Origin of the sequence: Streptomyces sp. NBC_01092 (assembly GCF_045039535.1) — a bacterium.
Lineage (GTDB): Bacteria > Actinomycetota > Actinomycetes > Streptomycetales > Streptomycetaceae > Streptomyces.
On record NZ_CP108659.1, the window covers coordinates 4030876 to 4055816 of the forward strand.

At 70.9% G+C, this 24941-nt stretch carries 20 protein-coding genes; 10 read left to right on the top strand and 10 right to left on the bottom strand.

Annotated elements, in window-relative coordinates; translation table 11 throughout:
• Nucleotides 1–48 precede the first annotated feature (48 nt).
• From OG254_RS18100 to OG254_RS18110, 3 genes are all read right to left on the bottom strand, one after another.
• Nucleotides 49–1338 (bottom strand): citrate synthase, encoded by a 1290-nt coding sequence (locus tag OG254_RS18100; protein WP_405582989.1) that lies wholly within the window; start codon nucleotides 1336–1338, stop codon nucleotides 49–51.
• Between the two features lie 266 nt (nucleotides 1339–1604).
• Nucleotides 1605–3860 carry an ATP-dependent RecD-like DNA helicase gene (locus OG254_RS18105; RefSeq protein WP_405582991.1) on the bottom strand — a complete coding sequence of 752 codons (2256 nt, stop codon included), beginning with the start codon at nucleotides 3858–3860 and terminating at the stop codon, nucleotides 1605–1607.
• 64 nt (nucleotides 3861–3924) lie between these two features.
• Nucleotides 3925–4290: a hypothetical protein gene (locus OG254_RS18110; RefSeq protein WP_405582993.1), complete on the bottom strand. Its 366-nt coding sequence runs from the start codon at nucleotides 4288–4290 to the stop codon at nucleotides 3925–3927.
• A 231-nt stretch (nucleotides 4291–4521) separates the two neighbouring features.
• Between OG254_RS18110 and OG254_RS18115 the strand changes: the two genes are divergently transcribed.
• The 5 genes from OG254_RS18115 to rbsD all read left to right on the top strand — a co-directional run bounded on the left by OG254_RS18115 (nucleotide 4522) and on the right by rbsD (nucleotide 10376).
• Entirely contained in the window at nucleotides 4522–5541 is a 1020-nt protein-coding gene (locus OG254_RS18115; RefSeq protein WP_147999405.1) for a LacI family DNA-binding transcriptional regulator, read from the top strand.
• The gene (locus OG254_RS18120) at nucleotides 5538–7067 is read left to right on the top strand and encodes a sugar ABC transporter ATP-binding protein (protein ID WP_405582996.1); all 1530 of its coding nucleotides are present in this window, start codon (nucleotides 5538–5540) and stop codon (nucleotides 7065–7067) included. The genes OG254_RS18115 and OG254_RS18120 overlap by 4 nt, the downstream gene beginning before the upstream one ends.
• On the top strand, nucleotides 7057–9012 hold the full coding sequence (locus OG254_RS18125) for a substrate-binding domain-containing protein (RefSeq protein WP_405582998.1): 1956 nt from the start codon (nucleotides 7057–7059) through the stop codon (nucleotides 9010–9012). Before OG254_RS18120 ends, OG254_RS18125 begins: the two co-directional genes overlap by 11 nt.
• A 75-nt stretch (nucleotides 9013–9087) precedes the next feature.
• Nucleotides 9088–9990 (top strand): ribokinase, encoded by a 903-nt coding sequence (locus OG254_RS18130; protein WP_405583000.1) that lies wholly within the window; start codon nucleotides 9088–9090, stop codon nucleotides 9988–9990.
• The gene (gene rbsD, locus OG254_RS18135; RefSeq protein WP_147999409.1) at nucleotides 9987–10376 is read left to right on the top strand and encodes a D-ribose pyranase; all 390 of its coding nucleotides are present in this window, start codon (nucleotides 9987–9989) and stop codon (nucleotides 10374–10376) included. Before OG254_RS18130 ends, rbsD begins: the two co-directional genes overlap by 4 nt.
• Nucleotides 10377–10541: 165 nt before the next feature.
• On the opposite strand, the gene OG254_RS18140 is transcribed toward rbsD, so the two are convergent.
• Genes OG254_RS18140 through OG254_RS18150 form a run of 3 tightly spaced genes read right to left on the bottom strand, consistent with a single transcriptional unit; the run spans nucleotide 10542 to nucleotide 13680 of the window.
• Nucleotides 10542–11378, bottom strand: a complete 837-nt coding sequence (locus OG254_RS18140) for a sugar phosphate isomerase/epimerase family protein (protein WP_405583003.1) — start codon at nucleotides 11376–11378, stop codon at nucleotides 10542–10544.
• Nucleotides 11375–12526 (bottom strand): dihydrodipicolinate synthase family protein, encoded by a 1152-nt coding sequence (locus OG254_RS18145; RefSeq protein WP_405583005.1) that lies wholly within the window; start codon nucleotides 12524–12526, stop codon nucleotides 11375–11377. Before OG254_RS18145 ends, OG254_RS18140 begins: the two co-directional genes overlap by 4 nt.
• Nucleotides 12523–13680: a Gfo/Idh/MocA family protein gene (locus OG254_RS18150; protein WP_405583007.1), complete on the bottom strand. Its 1158-nt coding sequence runs from the start codon at nucleotides 13678–13680 to the stop codon at nucleotides 12523–12525. The genes OG254_RS18145 and OG254_RS18150 overlap by 4 nt, the downstream gene beginning before the upstream one ends.
• A gap of 335 nt (nucleotides 13681–14015) precedes the next feature.
• Between OG254_RS18150 and OG254_RS18155 the strand changes: the two genes are divergently transcribed.
• On the top strand, nucleotides 14016–15062 hold the full coding sequence (locus OG254_RS18155; RefSeq protein WP_405583009.1) for a LacI family DNA-binding transcriptional regulator: 1047 nt from the start codon (nucleotides 14016–14018) through the stop codon (nucleotides 15060–15062).
• A 35-nt stretch (nucleotides 15063–15097) separates the two neighbouring features.
• Here the strand turns inward: OG254_RS18155 and OG254_RS18160 are convergent, their stop codons facing one another.
• Together OG254_RS18160 and OG254_RS18165 are read right to left on the bottom strand one after the other, a co-directional pair.
• Nucleotides 15098–15442 carry a hypothetical protein gene (locus OG254_RS18160; RefSeq protein ID WP_405583011.1) on the bottom strand — a complete coding sequence of 115 codons (345 nt, stop codon included), beginning with the start codon at nucleotides 15440–15442 and terminating at the stop codon, nucleotides 15098–15100.
• Nucleotides 15443–15478: 36 nt separating this feature from the next.
• Complete coding sequence (locus tag OG254_RS18165; RefSeq protein WP_405583013.1) at nucleotides 15479–17944, bottom strand: hypothetical protein; 2466 nt, start codon at nucleotides 17942–17944, stop codon at nucleotides 15479–15481.
• 255 nt (nucleotides 17945–18199) lie between these two features.
• Between OG254_RS18165 and OG254_RS18170 the strand changes: the two genes are divergently transcribed.
• The 3 genes from OG254_RS18170 to OG254_RS18180 all read left to right on the top strand — a co-directional run bounded on the left by OG254_RS18170 (nucleotide 18200) and on the right by OG254_RS18180 (nucleotide 20695).
• Nucleotides 18200–18796, top strand: a complete 597-nt coding sequence (locus OG254_RS18170; protein ID WP_147999413.1) for a dihydrofolate reductase family protein — start codon at nucleotides 18200–18202, stop codon at nucleotides 18794–18796.
• Between the two features lie 102 nt (nucleotides 18797–18898).
• Nucleotides 18899–19831, top strand: coding sequence for a GNAT family N-acetyltransferase (locus tag OG254_RS18175; protein ID WP_405583015.1), 933 nt, complete (start codon nucleotides 18899–18901; stop codon nucleotides 19829–19831).
• Between the two features lie 63 nt (nucleotides 19832–19894).
• Complete coding sequence (locus tag OG254_RS18180; protein WP_351189627.1) at nucleotides 19895–20695, top strand: sugar phosphate isomerase/epimerase family protein; 801 nt, start codon at nucleotides 19895–19897, stop codon at nucleotides 20693–20695.
• A gap of 41 nt (nucleotides 20696–20736) precedes the next feature.
• Here OG254_RS18180 and OG254_RS18185 read toward each other — a convergent pair whose 3' ends face one another.
• Together OG254_RS18185 and aroA are read right to left on the bottom strand one after the other, a co-directional pair.
• A complete protein-coding gene (locus OG254_RS18185; protein WP_405583018.1) occupies nucleotides 20737–21318 on the bottom strand; it encodes an RBBP9/YdeN family alpha/beta hydrolase in 582 nt (193 codons plus the stop codon).
• 51 nt (nucleotides 21319–21369) lie between these two features.
• Nucleotides 21370–22608 carry a 3-phosphoshikimate 1-carboxyvinyltransferase gene (gene aroA / locus OG254_RS18190; protein ID WP_405583020.1) on the bottom strand — a complete coding sequence of 413 codons (1239 nt, stop codon included), beginning with the start codon at nucleotides 22606–22608 and terminating at the stop codon, nucleotides 21370–21372.
• A 408-nt stretch (nucleotides 22609–23016) separates the two neighbouring features.
• Here aroA and OG254_RS18195 point away from each other — a divergent pair, with 408 nt between their 5' ends.
• Nucleotides 23017–24843: a glycoside hydrolase family 3 protein gene (locus OG254_RS18195; RefSeq protein WP_405583022.1), complete on the top strand. Its 1827-nt coding sequence runs from the start codon at nucleotides 23017–23019 to the stop codon at nucleotides 24841–24843.
• The last annotated feature ends 98 nt before the right edge of the window (nucleotides 24844–24941 follow it).

The window sequence follows — 24941 nt, forward strand, 5'->3', positions numbered from 1 at the left end:
ACCACCACCGACCGAGCACCGCCAAGCGGCGCCCCCTCAGCGGAGCGTCTAGCGCTCCTCGACCGGCACGAAGTCGCGCTCGACGACGCCCGTGTAGATCTGGCGCGGGCGGCCGATGCGGGAACCCGGCTCCTTGATCATCTCGTGCCACTGGGCGATCCAGCCCGGGAGGCGGCCCAGGGCGAACAGGACCGTGAACATCTCGGTCGGGAAGCCCATGGCCCGGTAGATCAGGCCGGTGTAGAAGTCGACGTTCGGGTAGAGGTTGCGCGAGACGAAGTAGTCGTCGGAGAGCGCGTGCTCTTCCAGCTTCAGGGCGATGTCCAGCAGCTCGTCGGACTTGCCGAGGGCGGAGAGGACGTCGTGCGCCGCGTCCTTGATGATCTTCGCGCGCGGGTCGAAGGACTTGTACACCCGGTGGCCGAAGCCCATCAGGCGGACGCCGTCCTCCTTGTTCTTCACCTTGCGGATGAAGGAGTCGACATCGCCGCCGTTGGCCTGGATGCCCTCGAGCATCTCCAGGACGGACTGGTTGGCGCCGCCGTGCAGCGGGCCCCAGAGCGCGGAGATACCGGCGGAGATCGACGCGAACATGTTCGCCTGCGACGAGCCGACCAGGCGGACCGTCGACGTCGAACAGTTCTGCTCGTGGTCCGCGTGCAGGATCAGCAGCTTGTCGAGGGCGGCCACGACGACCGGGTCCAGCTCGAACTCCTGCGCCGGCACCGAGAAGGTCATCCGCAGGAAGTTCTCGACGTAACCGAGGTCGTTGCGCGGGTAGACGAACGGGTGGCCGATCGACTTCTTGTACGCGTACGCCGCGATCGTCGGGAGCTTCGCGAGCAGGCGGGTCGTCGAGAGGTTGCGCTGCGTCTCGTCGAACGGGTTGTGGCTGTCCTGGTAGAAGGTGGACAGCGCCGAGACGACCGACGACAGCATGGCCATCGGGTGGGCGTCGCGCGGGAAGCCCTTGTAGAAGTTCTTGACGTCCTCGTGCAGCAGGGTGTGCTGCGTGATGTCGTTCTTGAAGGTCGAGAGCTCGTCGACGGACGGCAGCTCACCGTTGATCAGCAGGTAGGCCACCTCCAGGAAGGTGGAGCGCTCGGCCAGCTGCTCGATCGGGTAGCCGCGGTACCGCAGGATGCCCGCCTCGCCGTCGAGGTAGGTGATGGCGGATTTGTAGGCGGCGGTATTGCCATAGCCGCTGTCCAGCGTCACCAGGCCGGTCTGGGCCCGGAGTTTGCCGATGTCAAAGCCCTTGTCGCCGACGGTGCTGTCAATCACCGGGTAGGTGTACTCGCCGTCGCCGTACCGCAGTACTACAGAGTTGTCGCTCACGTCTTCCCTCACCGACGTTGTGCCTCATCTTCGAGGTTGCCCTGACTGTCTCTAGCCTCCCCCATTCGGCTCAGGTGAGTGCACTCGGGGTCGACCATTGGGCCTATTGGCGGCACTGAGTGCCGCCAACCTGCCATCCTGCCCCCTGCTTTCCCCATCTGGAAGTGCTCTGTGACCTTCACGACTCATTTGATCGATCATTTTTTTCACTGCCTCACGAAACGGCAGGTCACAAGGGGGCCCGGCGGGGGGCCGAAAAGCAGCGTTCAGGAGCCCGCGAGCCGGAAGTCGAGCGCCGTGCAGCGGCGCCCGGCCGACACCGTGCGCACCGCCTGGCCGATGGCCTTGCGTGAACCCACGAGGACGACCAGTTGCTTGGCCCGGGTGACCGCCGTGTAGAGCAGGTTCCGCTGGAGCATCATCCATGCTCCCGTGGTGACGGGGATCACCACAGCGGGATATTCACTCCCCTGTGAACGGTGGATCGTCACCGCGTACGCATGCGCCAGTTCGTCCAGTTCGTCGAATTCGTACGGAACCTCCTCGTCCTCGTCCGTCAGCACGGTGAGGCGCTGGTCGACCGGGTCGAGCGAGGTGACCACGCCCACGGTGCCGTTGAAGACACCGTTCTCGCCCTTCTCGTAATTGTTGCGAATCTGGGTGACCTTGTCGCCGACGCGGAAGACCCGGCCGCCGAACCGCTTCTCCGCGAGATCGGGGCGTCCCGGTGTGATGGCTTGCTGGAGCAGGCCGTTGAGCGTGCCCGCGCCGGCCGGGCCGCGGTGCATGGGAGCCAGCACCTGGATGTCCCGGCGCGGGTCGAGTCCGAATTTGGCCGGAATCCGACGGGCCGCCACGTCCACGGTGAGCCGTCCGGTCTCCTCCGTGTCGTCCTCGACGAAGAGAAAGAAGTCCTTCATGCCGTCGGTGACGGGGTGCTGCCCGGCGTTGATCCGGTGCGCGTTGGTCACCACGCCGGACTGCTGGGCCTGGCGGAACACGCGCGTGAGGCGCACCGCCGGGATCGGGCCGCCGTCGGCGAGCAGGTCGCGCAGGACCTCCCCCGCGCCGACGCTGGGCAGCTGGTCCACGTCCCCCACGAAGAGCAGGTGGGCGCCCGGCGGTACGGCCTTGACCAGCTTGTTGGCCAGCAGCAGGTCCAGCATGGACGCCTCGTCGACCACCACCAGGTCGGCCTGGAGCGGCCGGTCCTTGTCGTAGGCCGCGTCTCCGCCGGGCTTGAGCTCCAGCAGGCGGTGGACGGTGGAGGCCTCGGCGCCGGTCAGCTCGGCGAGGCGCTTGGCGGCGCGGCCGGTGGGGGCGGCCAGCACGACCCTGGCCTTCTTCGCGCGGGCCAGCTCCACGATCGAGCGCACGGTGAAGGACTTGCCGCAGCCGGGGCCACCGGTCAGCACGGCGACCTTCTTCGTCAACGCCAGCTTGACAGCGGCCTCCTGCTCGGGCGCGAGGTCCGTGCCCGTACGGCCCTTCAGCCACCCCAACGCCTTGTCCCAGGCCACGTCATGGAACCCCGGCATCCGGTCCTCGTCGGTGCGCAGCAGCCGCAAGAGCTGGGCGGAGAGGGAGAGTTCGGCGCGGTGGAAGGGGACGAGGTAGACGGCCGTGACGGGGTCGGAGTGGCCGTCCGGGCCTGGCACCTTCTCCCGTACGACCCCCGGGTCGCCGCCGTCCTCCGGGACCTGGGCGAGTTCGGCCAGGCACTCGATGACCAGGCCCGTGTCGACCTGGAGCAGCTTGACCGCGTCCGCGATCAGCCGCTCCTCGGGGAGGTAGCAGTTGCCCTGGTCGGTGGCCTGCGACAGGGCGTACTGGAGGCCGGCCTTCACGCGCTCCGGGCTGTCGTGCGGGATGCCGACGGACTGGGCGATCTTGTCGGCGGTGAGGAAGCCGATGCCCCAGACGTCGGCCGCCAGCCGGTAGGGCTGGTTCTTCACGACGGAGATGGACGCGTCGCCGTACTTCTTGTAGATCCGCACGGCGATGGAGGTGGACACCTCGACGGTCTGCAGGAAGAGCATGACCTCCTTGATCGCCTTCTGCTCCTCCCAGGCGTCGGCGATCTTCTTGGTCCGCTTCGGGCCGAGGCCGGGGACCTCGATGAGGCGCTTGGGCTCCTCCTCGATGATCTTCAGGGTGTCCAGGCCGAAGTGCTGGGTGATCCGGTCGGCGAACACCGGGCCGATGCCCTTGACCAGGCCGGAGCCGAGATAGCGGCGGATGCCCTGGACGGTGGCCGGCAGGAGGGTCGTGTAGTTCTCGACGGTGAACTGCTTGCCGTACTGCGGGTGGGAGCCCCAACGCCCCTCCATCCGCAGGGACTCGCCGGCCTGGGCGCCGAGCAGCGCGCCGACGACCGTGAGGAGGTCGCCGCCGCCCCTGCCGGTGTCGACGCGGGCGACCGTGTAGCCGTTCTCCTCGTTGGCATACGTGATCCGCTCCAGGACGCCTTCGAGCACCGCCAGTCGCCGCTCGCCCGTGGAAGTCCCCGCCTGATTGGACATGATCCGACGCTACCGGTCGGGTACGACAACGCGGCAAGACTGTGGACAAGGCTGCCGGCAGCCGTCACCCCGCCTGCGACTTCACGTGGTCGATGACCTTCCCGAAGTCCTCCGTCGGCGAGAACTCCACGAGTTCGCAGTCCTCCAGGGCCACGGGGACATGGCCGGGACCCCAGTAGTACGCCTGACCCGCCTCGTACTGCTCCTCGCCCTGGGGTGTGAGCATCCGGAGCCGGCCCTTCAGCAGGTAGCCCCAGTGCGGGCATGGGCAGGCGTCGCCCTCCAGGCCCTTGAGGGCGGGGCCCATGTCCGTGCCCTCGGGCAGGCTGATGTAGCCGACGGACATGCCGCCGCCGATGGGCTTGGTGCGCACCTCCACGCCGTCGCCGCCGAGGACGACGGGCACGTCGTCGCGAGTCGCTGCCGTCATGAGTCCTCCACTCCGGCCCGCGAGGGCCCTGGGGAAACGCCCCCGCACTTCCAGGCTGCACCGCCGCGGAGCGTGCCGCGACAGCGCAGGGACGACATCACGATCCGGTCTCGGGATGTGGTTGAGGGGTTGATTAACTCCCGTGTAATCGATTCCAATCCTCCGTACACGTCGATGTAATCGATTCCACGACCATCGACCACGAACGATCCACAAGGAGGTGGAGCGGCGATGGCGAGCATCAAGGACGTCGCTGCCGAGGCGGGGGTATCCGTCGCCACGGTTTCGCGCGTCCTGAACGACCATCCGTCGGTCAGCGCCGAGGCACGCGCACGCGTGCTGGCCGCCGTCGAGACCCTGGGCTACCGCCCGAACGCCGTCGCCCGCTCCTTGCGCACCGACCAGACCCGCACCCTCGGCCTGGTCATCAGCGACGTGATGAACCCCTACTTCACCGAGCTGGCCCGCTCCGTCGAGGAGGAGGCCCGCGCGCTCGGCTACAGCGTCATCATCGGCAACGCCGACGAGCGGCCGGACCTCCAGGACCATCACGTGCGGACCCTGCTGGACCGCCGTATCGACGGACTCCTCGTCTCCCCCACCGACGGCGGCTCCCCGCTGATGCTGGACGCGGCGCGGGCGGGGACGCCCATGGTGTTCGTGGACCGTTGGATCCCGGGCGTGGACGTGCCGGTGGTGCGGTCGGACGGGCGCGGTGCCGTACGGGATCTCGTGGCGCATCTGCACGGGCTCGGGCACCGGCGGCTCGCGATCATCGCGGGACCCGCCGCCACCACGACCGGACGCGAGCGCGTGGAGGCCTTCCGGGAGGCACTCGGCGCGTACGGCCTCGAACTCCCCGACGCCTACATAGGCCAGGGCGACTTCCAGGCCGAGAGCGGCCGGCAGGTCACCGAGGGCTTCCTCGACCTGCCCGAGCCGCCCGAGGTCGTCTTCGCGGCCGACAACCTGATGGCACTCGGCGCGCTGGACGCCGTACGCGCGCGTGGTCTGCGCGTACCGGACGACCTCGCGCTCGCCGCGTTCGACGACATCCGGTGGTTCGTGCACACCGATCCGCCGATCACCGCCATCGCCCAACCGACGGGCGAGCTGGGCCGGGCCGCCGTACGGGCCCTGGTGGACCGCATCGAGGGACGGCCCGGCGAGTCCGTCACGCTCCCCGCCCGCCTCGTCGTACGCCGCTCCTGCGGCGAGAACCCCACCCCAGTGCAAAGGAGCACGTCGTGAGCAACCAGGACGAGTTGCTGCGGATCGAGGGCATACGGAAGACCTTCCCGGGCGTGGTCGCGCTGGACGGCGTCGACTTCGATCTGCTCCGGGGCGAGGTGCACGTCCTTCTCGGTGAGAACGGTGCCGGCAAGAGCACCCTCATCAAGATGCTCTCCGGCGCCTACACACCGGATGCCGGGCGCATCCTGGTCGACGGCAAGGAGACGCGCATCCACGGTGCGCAGGACTCCGGGCGCCTCGGGATCGCCACCATCTACCAGGAGTTCAACCTCGTTCCGGATCTGACGGTCGCCGAGAACATCTTTCTGGGGCGCCAGCCGCGCCGCTTCGGGATGATCGACCGGAAGCGGATGGAGGCCGATGCCGCCGTTCTGCTGGAGCGGGTCGGCGTCAACGTGTCGCCCCGCGCGCGGGTGCGTGAACTCGGCATCGCGCGCCTGCAGATGGTCGAGATCGCCAAGGCGCTCAGCCTGAACGCGCGCGTGCTCATCATGGACGAGCCGACCGCCGTGCTCACCTCCGAGGAGGTCGACAGGCTCTTCGCCATCGTGCGCAAGCTGCGCGAGGACGGCGTCGGGATCGTCTTCATCACGCATCACCTGGAGGAGATCGCCGCCCTGGGCGACCGGGTCACGGTCATCCGGGACGGCAAGAGCGTCGGGCAGGTCCCGGCTTCCACTCCGGAGGACGAGCTCGTCCGGCTGATGGTGGGCCGCTCCATCGAGCAGCAGTACCCGCGTGAACGGGCCGACAAGGGCGCCGCGTTGCTCTGCGTCGAGGGCCTGACCCGCGACGGCGTCTTCCACGACGTCGGCTTCGAGGTGCACGCCGGGGAGGTCGTCGGCATCGCCGGGCTCGTCGGCGCCGGACGTACCGAGGTCGTGCGAGCGGTGTTCGGGGCGGACCCGTACGACAAGGGTGCCGTGAAGGTCGCCGGGACGGCCCTCAAGGGGCATGACGTGGGCGCCGCCATGGCGGCCGGCATCGGGCTGATCCCCGAGGACCGCAAGGGCCAGGGCCTGGTCCTTGACGCGTCCGTCGAGGAGAACCTCGGTCTGGTGACCATGCGCGCCGCCACGCGCGCGGGGCTCGTCGACCTCAAGGGCCAGCGGGAGGCCGCCGCGAGGATCGCCGGGCAGTTGGGCGTGCGGATGACCGGGCTCGGCCAGCATGTGCGCACCCTCTCCGGCGGCAACCAGCAGAAGGTCGTCATCGGCAAGTGGCTGCTCGCCGACACCAAGGTGCTCATCCTCGACGAGCCGACGCGCGGCATCGACGTCGGCGCCAAGGTCGAGATCTACCAGCTCATCAACGAACTCACCGCCGCCGGCGCCGCCGTACTGATGATCTCCAGCGATCTGCCGGAGGTGCTCGGCATGAGCGACCGGGTGCTGGTGATGGCCCAGGGCCGGATCGCGGGCGAACTGTCCGCCGACGAGGCCACTCAGGACTCCGTGATGGCACTCGCCGTCAGCAACCCCACCCCTCGGAAGACCGGAACGGAGGCCGCTCGTGGCCACTGACACGCTCAAGAGCACGTCGGGCGCCGGTGCCGCCACCGGCGGCCTGCGCCGACTGCTCCTCGACAACGGCGCGCTCACCGCGCTCATCGTCCTCGTCATCGCCATGTCGGCGCTGTCCGGCGACTTCCTGACCACCGACAACCTGCTCAACGTCGGCGTCCAGGCGGCCGTGACCGCCATCCTCGCCTTCGGCGTCACCTTCGTGATCGTCTCGGCGGGCATCGACCTGTCGGTCGGTTCGGTGGCGGCCCTGTCGGCCACCGTCCTCGCCTGGACCGCGACTTCGCACGGCGTGCCGGTCGTCATAGCGGTGCTGCTGGCCGTCGCGACCGGCATCGTGGCCGGTCTCGTCAACGGCTTCCTCATCGCCTACGGCAAGCTCCCGCCGTTCATCGCGACGCTCGCGATGCTCTCGGTGGCCCGCGGTCTGTCGCTGGTGATCTCCGAGGGCTCCCCGATCGCCTTCCCCGACTCCGTCTCCCACCTGGGTGACACGCTCGGCGGCTGGCTGCCGGTGCCGGTCCTCGTGATGATCGTGATGGGCCTGATCGCCGCGTTCGTGCTCGGCCGGACCTACATCGGCCGCTCGATGTACGCGATCGGCGGCAACGAGGAGGCCGCGCGCCTGTCCGGCCTGCGGGTGAAGAAGCAGAAGCTCGCCATCTACGCCCTGTCCGGCGTGTTCGCCGCCGTCGCCGGCGTCGTGCTGGCCTCGCGCCTGTCCTCGGCGCAGCCCCAGGCCGCCGACGGCTACGAGCTGGACGCGATCGCCGCGGTCGTCATCGGCGGCGCCTCGCTCGCGGGCGGCACCGGCAAGGCGTCCGGCACGCTGATCGGCGCGCTGATCCTGGCGGTGCTGCGCAACGGCCTGAACCTGCTCAACGTGTCCGCGTTCTGGCAGCAGGTCGTCATCGGTGTCGTGATCGCGCTGGCGGTCCTCTTCGACACGCTGCGCCGCAAGGCCGGGGCGACCCCGGTGGCGGGCGGCACTTCTGCGGGCGGCAAGGGCAAGCAGGCGGGGACGTACGCCCTCGCGGCGGTCGTCACCGTGGCGATCGTGGGGGCGACCTCTTTCCTGCACAACGGTTCCTCCTCCGCATCGGCCGACCGGAAGATGGGCCTGTCCCTGTCGACGCTCAACAACCCCTTCTTCGTGCAGATCCGGGCGGGCGCCCAGGCCGAGGCGAAGAAGCTGGGTGTGGACCTGACCGTCACGGACGCCCAGAACGACGCCTCCCAGCAGGCCAACCAGCTGCAGAACTTCACCAGTTCCGGCGTCGGCGCGATCATCGTCAACCCGGTGGACTCGGACGCGGCGAGCAACTCCGTGAAGGCCGCCGACAAGGCGGACATCCCGGTCATCGCCGTGGACCGCGTGGTCAACAACGCGAAGACGAGCGCCCTGGTCGCCTCCGACAACGTGGCCGGTGGTGAGCTCGCCGCCAAGTCGATCGCCGAGAAGCTCGGCGGCAAGGGCAAGATCGTGATCCTCCAGGGCCAGGCGGGCACGTCCGCCGCCCGCGAGCGCGCGCAGGGCTTCGCGAACGGCCTCAAGGCCTTCCCCGGCATCCAGGTCGTCGCCCAGCAGCCCGCCGACTTCGACCGGACCAAGGGCCTCGACGTGATGTCGAACCTGCTCCAGGCCCACCCGGACGTCCAGGGCGTCATCGCGGCCAACGACGAAATGGCGCTCGGCGCGGTCAAGGCGCTGGGCTCCAAGGCCGGCACGTCGGTTCAGGTCGTGGGCTTCGACGGAACTCCGGACGGCCTCAAGGCCGTTGAACAGGGGACGCTCTACGCATCCGTGGCGCAGCAGCCCTCGCAGCTGGGCAGGATCGCCGTGGACAACGCGCTCAGGGCGCTTCAGGGCAAGAAGGTCGAGGAGACGGTGAAGGTGCCGGTGAAGGTGGTCACGAAGGAGAACGTGGCCGGCTTCAGCGGCTGACGACGGGGAACGGGTGGGCGGGTCGGGGGGACTGCCCACCCGAGGCAGACAGCAGAAAACTGGGGAGTGCTTCTCATGTACGACTACGACCTGCTGGTCGTGGGATCGGCCAACGCCGACCTGGTGATCGGCGTCGAGCGTCGGCCTGGTGCCGGCGAGACCGTGCTCGGCTCCGATCTGGCCGTCCACCCGGGCGGCAAGGGCGCGAACCAGGCGGTCGCGGCCGCCCGGCTCGGTGCCCGCACGGCCCTGCTGGCCCGGGTCGGCGACGACGCGCACGGCAGGCTGCTGCTCGACTCGCAGCGTGAGTCCGGCGTCGACACGGTGGGCGTCCTGGTCGGCGGCGCACCGACCGGCGTCGCGCTGATCACCGTGGACCCGTCCGGGGACAACAGCATCGTCGTCTCGCCGGGCGCGAACGGCCGGCTCGCCCCGGGCGACGTCCGGGCCGCCGCGAGCCTCTTCCACGCCTCCCGGGTGGTCTCGGCCCAGCTGGAGATCCCGCTGGAGACGGTCGTCGAGGTGGTCCGCAGCCTGGCGGAGGGCAGCCGGTTCGTGCTGAACCCGTCCCCGCCCAGGCCGCTGCCCACCGAGGTGCTGACGGCCTGCGACCCGCTGATCGTGAACGAGCACGAGGCGAAGGTGATCCTCGGCAACTCCGCGGTGGGCGAGACCCCCGAGGACTGGGCGCGGATCCTGCTGGCCAAGGGCCCTCGCTCGGTGGTCGTGACCCTCGGCGCGCAGGGCGCGCTGGTGGCCACCGCACACGGCATGACGCGGATCGCGGCCGTGAAGGTGGACGCGGTGGACACGACGGGCGCGGGCGACGCGTTCACGGCCGCGCTGGCGTGGCGGCTCGGCACGGGCGCGCCCCTGGCCGAGGCGGCGGCGTACGCGGCGCGGGTCGGTGCGGTGGCCGTGACCCGGCAGGGCGCGCAGGTGTCCTTCCCCACGGCGGCGCAGGTCGACGCGCTGTGAAGAGGGCCGGAATCCTGAACCGCCACCTCAGCGGCGCCCTCGCCGAGCTGGGCCACGGCGACGGCGTCCTCGTCTGCGACGCGGGCATGCCGATACCCGACGGGCCCCGGGTCGTGGACCTGGCCTTCCGGGCGGGCGTGCCGTCGTTCGCCGTGGTGCTGGACGGGCTGCTGGCCGAGCTGGTGGTGGAGGGCGCGACGGCCGCGAAGGAGGTCCGCGACGCCAACCCCGCGGCGGCCGCGCTGCTGGAGGGCGAGTTCCCCGAACTGGAGCTGGTCCCGCACGAGCGGCTCAAGGAGCTGTCGGCCGGGGCGCGGCTGATCGTACGGACCGGCGAGGCACGGCCGTACGCGAATGTGCTGCTGCGCTGCGGGGTGTTCTTCTGACACGTTTCGAGGGGCTCGGTCGGCCGACCGAGCCCCTCGGGTTTTCCCTCCCCATCAGGACCCCCGCGATCCCCCCAGATCCCCCTCCAAGAGTCCTGATGCCAAGTACGACCGGCGAGGTGGCGGGAGGGTTGTACGGGTGCCGCAGATTTTTTCAGGTTCTTTTCAGCGGATCGCGTGCTCCACGAAGCGCCGGGCCGTCTCGGCCAGCACCTCCCGGCCGTCCCGGGCCCACAGCCCGTCGTTGAACAGCTCCACCTCGATGGGCCCGTCGTACCCGGCCGCCTCCACGTACCCCTTCCACTCCCGCATGTCGATCGCCCCGTCCCCGATCTGCCCGCGCCCGGTGAGGACGCCCTCCGGCAGCGGGGTCGTCCAGTCGGCGAGCTGGAAGGTGTGGATACGGCCGCCCGCGCCCGCCCGGGCGATCTGCGCCGGCGCGGTGTCGTCCCACCAGATGTGGTACGTGTCGACGGTGACGCCGACCTGGTGGGCCGGGAAGCGTTCGGCCAGGTCGAGGGCCTGGGCCAGGGTCGACACCACGCAGCGGTCGGCGGCGTACATCGGGTGCAGTGGCTCGATGGCCAGCTTCACGCCCCGCTCCTCGGCGTACGGGCCCAGCTCGCCGAGCGCGTCGGCGATCCGCTCGCGTGCGCCGTGCAGGTCCCTGGAGCCGGCGGGCAGGCCGCCGGAGACCAGCACCAGCACGTCCGTGCCCAGCGTGGCCGCCTCGTCGACGGCCCGGCGGTTGTCGTCCAGCGCCTTCGCCCGCTCGTCCGGGTCGATCGCCGTGAAGAAGCCGCCGCGGCACAGGGTGGTGACCGTCAGGCCCGCGTCGCGGACCAGCTTGGCCGTCGCCTCCAGGCCGTACGACTGGACGGGCTCGCGCCACAGGCCGACGCCCGGGACGCCCAACTCCAGGCAGGCGTGTGCCAGTTCCGGCATCGACAGCTGTTTCACCGTCATCTGGTTGATGGAGAAGCGGGACAGGTCACCGGTCATGGAGCCACTCCGTACAGGGCGAGCAGGTTCCTCATCCGCTCCTCGGCGAGCTTCGGGTCCGGGAACAGGCCCAGTCCGTCGGCCAGTTCGTAGGCGCGGGCGAAGTGCGGGAGGGAACGGGCCGACTGAAGGCCCCCGACCATCGTGAAGTGCGTCTGGTGGCCGGCCAGCCAGGCCAGGAACACCACGCCCGTCTTGTAGAAGCGGGTGGGCGGCTGGAAGAGGTGCCGGGACAGTTCGACGGTCGGGTCCAGCAGGGCCCGGAAGCCCGCCACGTCCCCCGTGTCGAGCACCCGCACCGCCTGAGCCGCCAGCGGGCCGAGCGGGTCGAAGATGCCGAGCAGGGCGTGGCTGAAGCCCTGCTCGTCGCCCGCGATCAGCTCGGGGTAGTTGAAGTCGTCGCCCGTGTAGCAGCGCACGCCCTGCGGGAGCCGGCGGCGGATGTCGATCTCCCGCCCCGCGTCCAGCAGCGAGACCTTGATGCCGTCCACCTTGTCGGGGTGGGTGGCGATGACCTCCAGGAAGGTGTCCGTCGCGGTGTCGAGGTCGGACGACCCCCAGTAGCCGTCCAGCGCAGGGTCGAACATCGGGCCCAGCCAGTGCAGGATCACCGGCTCGGCGGCCTGGCGCAGCAGATGGCCGTAGACCTCCAGATAGTCCTCGGGGCCCTTCGCCGCCGCGGTGAGCGCCCGCGAGGCCATCAGGATCGCCTGCGCCCCGCTCTCCTCGACGACGGCGAGCTGCTCCTCGTAGGCCGCCCGGACCTCCGCGAGCGACCCGGCGGCGATCTGGTCCGTGCCGGCCCCGCAGGCGATCCGGCCGCCGGCCGCCTTCGCCTCGGCGGCGCTGCGCCGGATCAGCTCGGCCGCGCCCGCCCAGTCCAGGCCCATCCCGCGCTGGGCGGTGTCCATGGCCTCGGCGACGCCGAGTCCGTGGGACCACAGATGGCGGCGGAAGGCGAGGGTGGCGTCCCAGTCGACGGCTGCGGGCGCGTCGGGGCTGGTGTCGGCGTACGGGTCGGCGACGACATGCGCCGCCGAGAAGACCGTACGGGAGGTGAAGGGCGCGCCCGAGGTGAGCGCGAGGGGCTCGGCGCGCGGCTCGTACGCCCGCAGGCCGCCCCGGAAGTCGGGCAGTCGGATGGTCACGGCTGGATCTCCGGTACGTCGATACGGCGGCCCTCGGCCGAGGACTTCAGGCCCAGCTCGGCGAGCTGGACGCCGCGGGCGCCGGCGAGGAGGTCCCAGTGGTAGGGGGCGTCGGCGTAGACGTGGCGCAGGAACAGCTCCCACTGGGCCTTGAAGCCGTTGTCGAAGTCCGCGTTGTCCGGGATCTCCTGCCACTGGTCGCGGAAGGAGTAGGTGGCCGGGATGTCGGGGTTCCAGACCGGCTTCGGCGTCGTGCTGCGGTGCTGGACACGGCAGTTACGCAGGCCCGCGACGGCCGAGCCCTCGGTGCCGTCGACCTGGAATTCCACCAGCTCGTCGCGGTTGACGCGCACGGCCCAGGACGAGTTGATCTGCGCGATGGCGCCGCCGTCGAGCTCGAAGATGCCGTAGGCGGCGTCGTCGGCGGTGGCGTCGTAGGGCTTGTCGTTCTCGTCCCAGCGCTGCGGGATGTGGGTGGTGGCGATGGCCTGGACGGACTTCACGCGGCCGAAGAGCTCGTGCAGCACGTACTCCCAGTGCGGGAACATGTCGACGACGATGCCGCCGCCGTCCTCGGCGCGATAGTTCCAGGACGGGCGCTGCGCGCTCTGCCAGTCGCCCTCGAAGACCCAGTAGCCGAACTCGCCCCGGATGGACAGGATCCGCCCGAAGAAGCCGCCGTCGATGAGCCGCTTCAGCTTCAGCAGCCCCGGGAGGAAGAGCTTGTCCTGGACGACGCCGTGCTTGATGCCGGCCGCGCTCGCGAGACGGGCCAGCTCCAGGGCGCCCTCCAGCCCGGTGGCCGTCGGCTTCTCGGTGTAGATGTGCTTTCCGGCGGCGATCGCCTTCCTGATCGCCTCCTCGCGGGCGGAGGTGACCTGCGCGTCGAAGTAGATCTCGACGCTCGGGTCGGCGAGGACCGCGTCGACGTCGGTCGAGACGTTCTGCGGATCGAGGCCGTGCTGTTCGGCGAGCGCCTTCAGGGCGTGCTCGCGGCGGCCGACCAGGACCGGCTCCGGCCACAGCACGGTGCCGTCGCCGAGGTCGAGGCCGCCCTGCTCGCGGATGGCCAGGATGGAGCGGACCAGGTGCTGGCGGTAACCCATGCGCCCGGTCACACCGTTCATGGCGATACGCACCGACTTGCGTGTCACGTCATTCCCTTCGTAGGCCTCTGCCCAACGTTCGTGCGTGTCTCGTACGCGGATGTGCGCGCCGCGTACGCCCTACCCCGCCAGCGACACAGCAAGCGCTTTCTATCTGATGAGAAGCTAGCCTCTGAGCAGCGGTGGAGACAAGACCGTGACGGGGTTGAGTTGTTCGAGGGGACGAACAACCGGGGTTCTTGGCCTTAAGGTCTGCTCGACATACACGGAACCGTGACCGCGGATGACCTGTCTACGAGGGGGCAGGCCTGTCCGTGAAACACGTGGTGAGCACGTACGTACGACAGGTGGTACGACGAGATGCGCGACCGGAGGACGACGAGATGACGGTGACCCTTGCGGACGTGGCGGCACGCGCCCAGGTCTCGCCCGCGACGGTGTCGCGCGTGCTGAACGGGAACTACCCCGTGGCCGCCTCCACGCGTGAGCGGGTGCTGCGCGCGGTGGACGAGCTGGACTACGTCCTGAACGGTCCCGCGAGCTCGCTGGCCGCGGCCACCTCCGATCTGGTGGGCATCCTGGTCAACGACATCGCCGACCCCTTCTTCGGGATCATGGCGAGCGCGATCCAGTCCGAGATCGGGGGCCCCGGCGGCCGGGCGGGCGGCGAGCGGCTGGCGGTCGTCTGCAACACCGGGGGTTCGCCGGAGCGCGAACTGACCTATCTGACCCTGCTCCAGCGGCAGCGGGCCGCGGCGGTGGTGCTGACCGGCGGCGCCATGGAGAACGCCCCGCACGCGGCGGCCGTCTCGGCGAAGCTGCGGAAGCTGGCGGACGCCGGGACGCGCGTGGTGCTGTGCGGTCGGCCGCCGGCGCCGGACACCGGCGCGATCGCCCTGACCTTCGACAACCGCGGCGGCGGACGCGAGCTGACCGAGCACCTGATCGGCCTCGGCCACCGGCGCCTGGGCTACATCGCGGGCCCGGAGGAGCGCACGACGACCCGGCACCGGCTGGAGGGCCACCGTGCCGCCCTGGAGGCGCACGGCATCGAGGAGGACGCCGGCTGGACCGTCCACGGCCGCTACGACCGCCAGTCCGGCTACGAGGCGACGCTGGAACTGCTGCGCCGGGACGCGTCGTTGACCGCGGTGGTGGCGGCGAACGACTCCGTCGCGCTGGGAGCGTGCGCGGCCCTGCGGGACTCCGGCCTGCGGATCCCCGAGGACGTCTCGGTGGCGGGCTTCGACGATCTGCCGTTCAGCATCGACGCGGTGCCTTCGCTGACGACGGTGCGGCTGCCGTTGTCGGAGGCGGGGGCGCGGGCGGGCCGGATCGCGATGGGGCGGGAGGAGCCGCCGCCCGGGGGGATCGCCACGATTCGGGGGGAGTTGATGGTTCGGGGGTCGTCCGGGGGGCCTCGGGGGTAGGGGCGGGTGCCGGACGGGGTGAGTCCGGCTCGGGCTCATGGGGTGACGTCCGGCTCGGGCTCATGGGGTGACGTCCGGCTCGGGCCCATGGGGTGACGTCCGGCTCGGGCCCATGAGGTGACGTCCGGCTCGGGCCCATGGGTGACGTCCGGCTCGGGCCCATGGGTGACGTCCGGCTCGGGCCCATGGGTGACGTCCGGCTCGGGCCCATGGGTGACGTCCGGCTCGGGCCCATGGGTGACGTCCGGCTCGGGCCCATGGGTGACGTCCGGCTCGGGCCCATGGGTGACGTCCGGCTCGGGCCCATGGGTGACGTCCGGCTCGGGCCCATGGGTGACGTCCGGCTCGGGCCCATGAGGTGACGTCCGGCTCGGGCCCATGAGGTGACGTCCGGCTCGGTGAGTGGGGCGGCTCGTTCAGAGCCACTGCGAATGGTCCGGTTCGGCGGGCTTCTGCGGCGCGGCTGCCGGACGGACGCGGGGTCGGCGCCCCCTGCGCCGTAGCGCGAGCAACCCGAGGAGGCCCGCGAGCAGGGCCGCCGCCGGGAGCCACCACCGCAACGTCCCGGACCCGGCATCGGTCGCCTGCGCTCCCCCGCCACCGTCCCCACCATCCCGGGCCTCGGCCTCGGTATCCGGTTCCGCCGTGCTCGGAGCGCCTCCGCCGAGCCACACCTGCGCCTGTTCGGTGTCGGTGACCGGCTGCGCCAGCGACCGGCCGACGTCCCGGGTCAGCGTGGGCCAGCGCTCCGTCATCCGGTCCGCCGGCATCGAGGTGAAGGGGACGGAGGTGAAGTCGACGCCGCCGTAGATGTACGTCCGCGTGTATTCGGTGTCGCCCTCACGCGTGCGGTGCGTCACCTTGAACTCGCCCTTGGTGTAGGAGCGTACGTACGCGTCGAACGTGTCGCGCGGCGTCCACTTCTCCCGGGTGGTGTACGCGTCGATGTCGCCCTTGTCGATCATCTCGCCGTACGCCGTCGCCTTGCGCGCGCTCAGTTCGCGGTACCACTGGGCGGCGACCCGGCTGAGATACACCCGCCGCAGCTCGGCGTACTCCGGGGCGGTGTTCACCGCCTTGACCACCCCGGGCAGGATCAGCCGCCGGAACACCGCCTCGTTGTGCTCCTGCACCGACTTCGACTGCTGCGGGCAGGACACCGCCCCCTCGCCGCCGCGCGACTTCAGATACTGCGTCTCCATCTGCACGTCCAACGGCGACTTCAGGATGTACAGCTCGTCCCCGTCCTCGTGGACCGTCGCCGGCGCCGGCACGATCCAGGTGCGGAACGACATGCAGTCGCCCGACAGCTCTCCCCAGTACCGTGCGCCGAGTTTCGTGTCCGGGTGGATGAGCTCGCCGGTCGTCTTCTTCAGCTGCAGATCGGCCTGCAGCAGCACCCGTCCCGCGTCCGTCCGGCCGAGCCGGGAGTCGACGATCCGGTCGGGCTCATTGGGGTTGAGGTTGACCCAGAACGTCGACGGCTCCAGCCCCAGCCAGGTGAAGAAGGCGTCGGACGACTCCTTGGCGCCGGCAAGCCCCGTCGTCCCGTCGTTCTCGCCCGAGGCGGCCAAGGGCGCCTTGAACGCGTAGCGCAGGCCGCCGCCCGCCGAGCCGGGATCGGCGAGGTAGCGCAACTCCAGCCGGGAGAAGTCGATCCCGCCGGGCGCCCGGGGTGTCGTGGCCAGGCCGCGGTCCAGGCCGCCCCTGGGCTGCTCTTCCGCGTCACCGCAGTCGGCTGCCTGCCGCGCGGAGAAGGCCGCGGGCCGGACGGCGGAGACGCTCTGCGGGCGTCCGAGGCTCTGCGCCTGCGGCATGGGGCAGTCCGTCGAGGGGGCGGGGAACACGGACTTGAGCTCGCGGTCGGCTTCCCGCGCCTTGCCGATGTCCCGGCGCAGATTGCCGCGCGCCGTGTCGGCCCGGACGCTGTAGATGTCCTTGTAGCGGCCCACGATCCGGTCCCTGCGGGCCTTCGCGGACTCCTCGCGGTCGGCGACCTTCTTCAGCTCCTTCGCGATCACCCGCCGCTCGTTCGCTCGCGGTCCCGCGGGCAGCTTGGCCGCCTTGTGCGCCCGCTCCTCAAGCTGCTTCCTGCTGTTCCTGATCTTCCGAAGTTCGGCGTCGACCGGCTTCAGCTCGGCGGCCCGCTGGGCCTGCTCCTGCTGGGTCAGGCCGTACTCCTGCGTGTAGAAGACCGGGGTCCCGTCCTCGATGACCTCTTCGCCGCACACCTCGCAAGGACCCCGGTCGGTGTACCAGGACAGCGGCTTCAGGGCGGCCTTGCCGTTCCGGTTCTTCTCCAGCTCGTTCTTGATCAGCTGCTCGGAGTGCAGGCCCGTCTTCTTCCCCGCCTCCCTCACACCGGGAAAGCTCATGGCCCGCGCCATCAGCAGGTTCTGCACGCCGTCCGCGCGCAGTTCCTCGTAGACCTCGGGCCGCAGGTAGTCCTTCCACTCCTCCAGGGACACCAACTTGAAGTCGTACGCCGGCGCCTCCTCCGGCCGCCCCAGAGCGATCAGATCCGCGAGTTCCTCGTCGCTGCGCCCCCGCGGATCGACCAGAGCCGCGGCCACGTTGGCGAACTCGCTGTAACCGTTGGCGTATTTGCCGCTGTCGGCGATATACGCACCCTTGTACTCGCTGCCCAGCCGGTCACGGAAGTAAAAACCCTCCCGGCTGAATCGGTCCTCGTAGTACGGGATGCGGCCACCCGTACCGTCCTCGGACTTCGCCGTCGTCGCCGCCTGCGCGGCGGATACGACGCCATCTCCCGGTCCGACCAGGGGAGTTGCCACCGCGAGGGCCGCCAGGCAGAAGACGGCCGCCCACCACCGCCGTCCCAACTGCCGTGCCAAGGACCGTTCCCCCGTGATCCCGCGCATGATCGAGTGCACCCCCGTTGTGCGTCCGTCAGCCACCGGCGACCGTAGACGAGCGATCCGTCATCCGTACAGGGCTCATTACGTCAAAGGTGGCGTGCACGTACCGCATTCGCAGGTCCCGGCGAGTTCCAGCACGGTGTCGCCGCCCGCACCATACTGTCGGCGTCGGGACCCGCTTCCGCCACCGATGATTTCCCGGCCCCACCCCGGTCTTCACTGCCGTCATCGCATCGACCGCCAACAGGAGTGAGCCCCATGCGCATCGCGATCACCGAATTCATCAGCCTCGACGGTGTCGTCCAGGCCCCCGGTGGCCCCAAGGAGGACACCGACGGCGGGTTCGCGCACGGTGGCTGGACGCATCCGTACTTCGACGCGGAGGTCCTCGGCGGCGCCTTCGACGCGGGGATGCGGAAGGCCGAGGCGCTGCTCTTCGGGCGTCGTACCTGGCAGACCATGGCGGCGGCGTGGCCGGAGCGGGCCGGGGATCCGTTCGCGGACCGGATGAACTCGATCAAGAAGTACGTCGTCTCCGGCACCCTCACCGACGCCGATCTGACCTGGAACAACACCACCCTCATCCCCGGCGCCGAGGCCGTGGCCCGGGTGCGCGAGCTGCGCGCGGCCGAGGGCGGCGATCTGGCGATGATGGGCAGCCCCACCCTCGTGCGCACCCTCATCCAGGAGGGGCTGGTCGACGAGCTGCAGCTCATCGTCATGCCGGTGCTGCTCGGCGGCGGCAAGTCGATCTTCCCGGAGGACGGAGGGAAGCGGCCGCTGGAGCTCGTCTCGACCACCACGGCCAAGACCGGCGCGCAGGTGTGCGTCTACCGGCCGGCCACCGAGGGGTAGCGGCGAAGGCGCGGACGTCCTAGGCTCGAACCCGACGGAACCTCTGACTGAGTCAGAGATCGACAGGCCGAACCGCCGCAGATTCCACCGGGGTCGACGATCATGACCGTCCACGACATCCGCGCCTTCAACCGCTTCTACACGAACGTCATCGGCGCCCTCGACTACAGCCGCCACCTCTACGCCCCGTACACCCTCACCGAGTCCCGCGTCCTGTACGAGCTCGCGCACTCCCCGCGTACCGACGCGGCCGATCTGCGGACCGAGCTCTCGCTGGACGCGGGATATCTGAGCCGGATCCTGAACAAGTTCGAGCAGGACGGGCTCATCGAGCGCACCCCCTCCCGGCAGGACCCGAGGCGCCGGCGTGTCACGCTCACCGCGCGCGGCCGGGAGACCGGCAAGCTGCTGGAGGAGCGGGCGAACGAATCGGTCGGGGCGCTGCTGTCGACCGTCCCGGCCGCCGACCGGCCCCGCCTCGCCGAGGCGATGACGACCGTCCGTACGATCCTGTCCCACGGCCGCCCTCCCCGCCGCGAGGACGTCCTGCTGCGCGAGCCCGGCCCCGGCGACCTCGGCTGGATCGTGCAGCGCAATGCCGCGCTGTACGCCGCCGAGTACGGCTGGAACGCCGACTACGAGGGCCTGGTGGCGAGGATCGTCGCGGACTTCGCGGAGGATCACGACCCGCATCTGGAGCGGGTGTGGATCGCCGAGCTGGACGGCCGGCCGGTCGGGTGTGTGATGTGCGTACGGGACGAGGCCCCCGCCACGGCCCGGCTACGGCTGCTGCTGGTCGAGCCCGACGCCCGCGGCCTCGGCATCGGCGACCGCCTGGTCACGGCCGTCGTCGACTTCGCCCGCGGCGTCGGCCACCGCGACCTCGTCCTGTGGACCAACGACGTCCTGAGCGCCGCCCGCCACATCTACCAGCGGCACGGCTTCGTCCTGGCCGCCGAGAAACCCCACCGCTCCTTCGGCAAGGACCTGACCGGGCAGGACTGGCGGCTGGATCTGCACGGCACCGCGGAGTGACACCCCGGGTTCCGATCGCCCGGCCGGATGGGCGTCCCTCCGTTTCCCTGGCAAGGTGGATGCATGAAACTGGCGTTCTCCACCCTCGGCGTCCCCGGTCTCCCCCTCCCCGACGTGCTGCGCCTCGCGACCACGCACGGTTATCACGGTGTCGAGCTGCGTACACATCCCGAGGAGCCGGTGCATCTGGGGCTCGGGCCCGACGAACGGGCCGACGTGGCGGCCGAATTCAAGGCCGCCGGGGTCGAGCCGGTGGGGCTCGCCGGGTACGTCCGGGTCGCCGCGCCCGGGGACGACGGGCCGGTGATCGAGGAGATCCGGGGGCTCATCGACCTCGCCCACGACCTCGGCGCCCCGTTCGTCCGCGTCTTCCCCGGCGCCGACCACGAGCAGAGCCGCCAGTCGGCGGACGCCATCGCCGCGCGGCGCCTCGGTACGGCCGCGGAGTACGCCGCCGACATGGGCGTACGGATCCTGCTGGAGACCCACGACTCGCACCGCGCCGCCGCCGACGCGATCCGCGTCCTGGGCCTGGTCGGCCACCGCCACGTCGGCTCGCTGTGGGACGTCATGCACACCTGGCTGGCCGGTGAGCAGCCCACGGAGAGCTACGCGGCCCTCTCGCCGTACCTCGGCTACGTCCAGGTCAAGGACATCGCCTCCGCCGACGACACGACCCCGCTGGCGCTCGGCGCCGGGGTGCTGCCGCTCGCCGAGTGCGTCGAGGTCCTCTCCCGGCACGGCTGGGACGGCTGGCTGTGCTGGGAGTACGAGAAGCGCTGGTACGAGGACGCCGCCCCGCTGCCCGAGCTGCTGACGGCCGGGCGGCGGCATCTGTCCCGGCTGCTCAACGACTCGGCGTGACGCGACGGCCGTAGCCGTGATCCAGCCGCCACGGCCTCAGGTCACGCCGGACGGGCGATGATCTCCGCGGTGGGGTCCAGGCACCATCCCAGTACGGCGGGCCAGGGACCGTAACCGGCGTCCAGGTCGAGATGCGCCGCGCCCGGGAGGACGTCGGTGGGGAGGGCGAGGGGGTCTCCGTAGAGGAGGTCGGCGCCCTGCGCGCAGTACGGGTCGTTGTCGCTCGCGACCAGGCGCGTCGGGCCGGGGAGGGCGAACTCCAGGGGCGGCGGGACGAACCGGGCGACCTCCGGGCGCCGGGCCAGCATGCCGCCGGACGGCGGGGCGACGAGCAGGACCCGGTCCACGGCGTCGAGCCCCGGCATCCTCCGCGCGGCGGCGTGCAGCCACAGCACGACGGAGAGGCTGTGCGCGACGACGACCCGCTCCGCGCCCGCGTCGAGCCCGGCCAGATGCCGCGTCAACTCCTGCAGCCAGACCTCCAGTTCGGGGTCGTCCGGATCCGGCAGCTGCGGATAGACGACCTGGTGGCCGAGCTCGGTGAGCCGGTCGGCGAGCCAGTGCTGCCAGTGGTCCTTGGGGCGGTGGTTCTGCCAGCCGTGGAGGATGAGGTACGCGGTCATGGCCTCGATCCTCCCCACCACGTCAAGAACACGTCGACCTGTGGACAGCCGTCACAGCCGCGCCCGCAGCGCCGCGAACTCCTCGTGAAAGCCCGGGAACGTCTTCCGTACGCACCCGGGGTCGTCGAACGAGATCCCCGGCACCCGCAGCCCGGTCACCGCGAAGGACATCACGATGCGGTGGTCGCCGTACGACTTGATCTCCGCGCCGACGGGAGCGCCCTCGGCCGCCGGCTGGATCTCGATCCAGTCCGGCCCCGTGGTCACCGCCACCCCCAGCCGCCGCAGGTTCTCCGCGCACGCCTCCAGCCGGTCGCACTCCTTCACGCGTGTGTTCGCCACGTCCTCGATCCGCACCGGGCCGGAGGCGAACGGCGCGATGGCGGCCAGCGTCGGCATGGTGTCGGAGATGTCGCGCATGTTGACCGTGACGCCGCGCAGTTCGCCCGTGCCCCGCACCGTCGTCGCGACCGCGCCCACCGACACCTGCGCGCCCATCCGCCGCAGTACGTCGACGAAGCCCAGGTCGCCCTGGAGCGCCCCCGCACCCAGGCCCGGGACCGTCACCTCGCCGCCCGTGACGGCGGCCGCCGCGAAGAAGTAGCTCGCGGTCGAGGCGTCGGGCTCGACGGCGTAGGTCGTGGCGCGGTAGCCGCCCGGCGGGACCTCGAAGACGTCGCCCTCCCGGCTCACCTGCACGCCGAACGCCCGCATCATCGCGATCGTGATCTCGACGTACGGCGCCGAGACCAGGTCCGTGACGGTGATCCGCAGGCCCTCGCGGGTCAGCGGGCCGAGCAGCAGCAGCGCCGTCAGGTACTGCGACGACTGCCCCGCGTCCAGCGTCACCTCCCCGCCCTGGACACCGGCCGCCCGCACGGTCAGCGGATGGTGGCCCTCCTGCTCCTCGTGCCGCAGGTCCACGCCCAGCTCGCGCAGGGCCCGGGTCAGCGGGAGCAGCGGGCGGCGGCGCATCTGGGACGAGGCGTCGAAGCGGTAGGTGCCGTGCCCCGCGGCGGCGAGCGTGGGCAGGAAGCGGGCCGTGGTCGCCCCGTCGCGGCAGTGGACGTCCGCCTCCGTGACCGCGGGGCCCTGCGGGCGGCCGTCGACCTGCCAGGTGTCCGGGGTCCGGCCGATCCGGTGGCCGAGCCGGGTCAGTCCCTCGGCGAAGCCCTCGGTGTCGTCCGAGCGCAGCGGCCGTACGAGGGTGGTGACACCGTCGGCCGCGGCCGCCAGGAAGAGGGCGCGGGCGGTGATGGACTTGGATCCGGGAATGGCGACTTCGGGCATGCGCTCATGATCGCCCCGCCGCCGGGGAGCGCGCCCGGACGTCCACGGGATGGACCCGCACCCGACCCTCGTCCGTTGCTCATCCGTCACACTGAACCCCGGCTTACCAACTTCGCCGGTTGTGGCCCTCGCGGGGAACCCAGCCCCATCCCCGCTCGTCCAACCCGCAAGCTGCCGGAGAGTCACCGTGGTGCGGTGTCGGCCCTCGCTGCTGGCTGCGATCGCTGACCCAACCCTCTCCGCCGTGCCGCGGCCGGCAGCACGCCGTCATCGGCGCGCCCCCCTCCAACTGCGCCGATGGCGGCCCCTCTTCGGTTACGGTCCATTCCCTTGACTGGCAGAAACTTCCCGGTTATTGGTGACTTCTCGGAAGTTTCCTTCAGAGCACCACCTCCGGAAGGAGCGCACGTGCCCGACACCAGCACGGGAAACGCCACGACCCCTTCAAGACGTACGGTCCTCGCGGCCACCGCAGGTCTCACCACCCTCGGCGGCACCGCCCACGCCGCCACCCCCGACGACAAGAAACTGCGCGCCCTCATCGCCCGGATGACCCTGCCGGAGAAGGTCGGCCAGCTCTTCGTCATGCGGGTCTACGGCCACTCCGCGACCGCTCCGGACCAGGCCGACATCGACGCCAACCTGAAGGAGATCGGCGTCCGCACGGCCGCCGATCTGGTCGCCAGGTACCGCGTGGGCGGCATCATCTACTTCACCTGGGCGCACAACACCCGCGACCCGCACCAGATCGCCGACCTGTCCAACGGCATCCAGCAGGCGTCCCTCACCCAGCCCCGGGGCCTGCCCGTACTCATCTCCACCGACCAGGAACACGGCATCGTCTGCCGCGTCGGCGAGCCCGCCACCCTCTTCCCGGGCGCCATGGCCATCGGCGCCGGCGGCTCGCGCACCGACGCCCGCACCCTCGGCCGGATCGCCGGACGGGAACTCGCGGCGCTTGGCATCCGGCAGAACTACTCCCCCGTCGCCGACGTGAACGTCAACCCGGCCAACCCGGTCATCGGCGTGCGCTCCTTCGGCGCCGACCCGGCGGCGGTGGCCGGCATGGTCGCCGCGGAGGTGGCCGGATACCAGCACGCCCGGCAACTCGCGGCGACCGCCAAGCACTTCCCGGGCCACGGCGACACCGCCGTCGACAGTCACTACGGCTTCCCGGTCATCACCCACACCCGTGAGCAGTGGGAGTCCCTGGACGCACCGCCCTTCCGGGCCGCCGTCCGGGCCGGCATCGACTCGATCATGACCGCGCACATCATGGTCCCGGCCCTCGACGACTCCGGCGACCCGGCCACCCTCTCCCGCCCGATCCTCACCGGCATCCTGCGCGAGGAACTGGGCTACGACGGGCTGGTCGTGACGGACTCGCTCGGCATGGAGGGCGTACGGACGAAGTACGGCGACGACCGCGTCCCGGTGCTCGCGCTGAAGGCGGGCGTGGACCAGCTCCTCAACCCGCCGTCCCTCGACATCGCGTGGAACGCGGTCCTCAAGGCCGTCCAGGGCGGCGAGCTGACCGAGGCACGGCTGGACGAGTCGATCCTGCGGATCCTGCGGCTGAAGGCGAAGCTCCGGCTGCTCGACGAGCCGTACGTCAGCCAGGGCGGGGTCGACAGACACGTCGGCACCCCGTCCCACCTCAGGGCCGCCGACCGTATCGCCGAGCGGACGACGACTCTGCTGGTCAACGAGGGGTCGCTGCTGCCACTGTCCCGCCGCACCCACCCGAAGGTCCTGGTCGTCGGCGCCGACCCGGCCTCCCCGTCCGGTACGACGGGACCGCCGACCGGCGTGCTCGCCGCCGCGCTCACCGAGCTGGGCTTCACGGCGACCGCGCTGTCGACCGGTACGGCGCCCTCCGCCGCCACCATCGCCCGGGCCGTCACGGCGGCGCGGGAGGCGGACGCGGTGGTGGTCGGGACGTACAACGTCACGGCGAGCAGTGCGCAGAAGGCGCTGGTCCAGCAGCTCCTCGCGACGGGGCGGCCGGTGGTGGCGGTGGCGATCCGCAACCCCTACGACGTGGCGCAGCTGCCCGGCGTCCGGGCCTTCCTGGCGTCCTACTCCTGGACCGACGTCGAACTGCGGGCGGCCGCACGGGTGATCGCCGGGCGGGTGGCACCGCGCGGAAAGCTGCCGGTGCCGGTGCAGCGGGCGGACGATCCGAGCCGGGTCCTGTTCCCGGTCGGGCACGGGCTGTCGTACCGGCGCGGGTAGCGGGACGTAGCACTTTGGGCGTAGAGCCCGTACGCCGCACAACGGGCGTACTCACCCCCAACCGACGCAAAGGACCCCACATGTCTGGCGTGCGCCCA

What these genes read in the sequence shown, in the direction of transcription:
- OG254_RS18105 (WP_405582991.1), bottom strand. Translation starts at nt 3,860, where the DNA reads ATGTCCAATCAGGCGGGGACTTCCACGGGCGAGCGGCGACTGGCGGTG.
- OG254_RS18110 (WP_405582993.1), bottom strand. Translation starts at nt 4,290, where the DNA reads ATGACGGCAGCGACTCGCGACGACGTGCCCGTCGTCCTCGGCGGCGAC.
- OG254_RS18115 (WP_147999405.1), top strand. Translation starts at nt 4,522, where the DNA reads ATGGCGAGCATCAAGGACGTCGCTGCCGAGGCGGGGGTATCCGTCGCC.
- OG254_RS18130 (WP_405583000.1), top strand. Translation starts at nt 9,088, where the DNA reads ATGTACGACTACGACCTGCTGGTCGTGGGATCGGCCAACGCCGACCTG.
- OG254_RS18140 (WP_405583003.1), bottom strand. Translation starts at nt 11,378, where the DNA reads ATGACCGGTGACCTGTCCCGCTTCTCCATCAACCAGATGACGGTGAAA.
- OG254_RS18155 (WP_405583009.1), top strand. Translation starts at nt 14,016, where the DNA reads ATGACGGTGACCCTTGCGGACGTGGCGGCACGCGCCCAGGTCTCGCCC.
- OG254_RS18160 (WP_405583011.1), bottom strand. Translation starts at nt 15,442, where the DNA reads ATGGGCCCGAGCCGGACGTCACCTCATGGGCCCGAGCCGGACGTCACC.
- OG254_RS18165 (WP_405583013.1), bottom strand. Translation starts at nt 17,944, where the DNA reads ATGCGCGGGATCACGGGGGAACGGTCCTTGGCACGGCAGTTGGGACGG.
- OG254_RS18170 (WP_147999413.1), top strand. Translation starts at nt 18,200, where the DNA reads ATGCGCATCGCGATCACCGAATTCATCAGCCTCGACGGTGTCGTCCAG.
- OG254_RS18175 (WP_405583015.1), top strand. Translation starts at nt 18,899, where the DNA reads ATGACCGTCCACGACATCCGCGCCTTCAACCGCTTCTACACGAACGTC.
- OG254_RS18180 (WP_351189627.1), top strand. Translation starts at nt 19,895, where the DNA reads ATGAAACTGGCGTTCTCCACCCTCGGCGTCCCCGGTCTCCCCCTCCCC.
- OG254_RS18185 (WP_405583018.1), bottom strand. Translation starts at nt 21,318, where the DNA reads ATGACCGCGTACCTCATCCTCCACGGCTGGCAGAACCACCGCCCCAAG.
- aroA (WP_405583020.1), bottom strand. Translation starts at nt 22,608, where the DNA reads ATGCCCGAAGTCGCCATTCCCGGATCCAAGTCCATCACCGCCCGCGCC.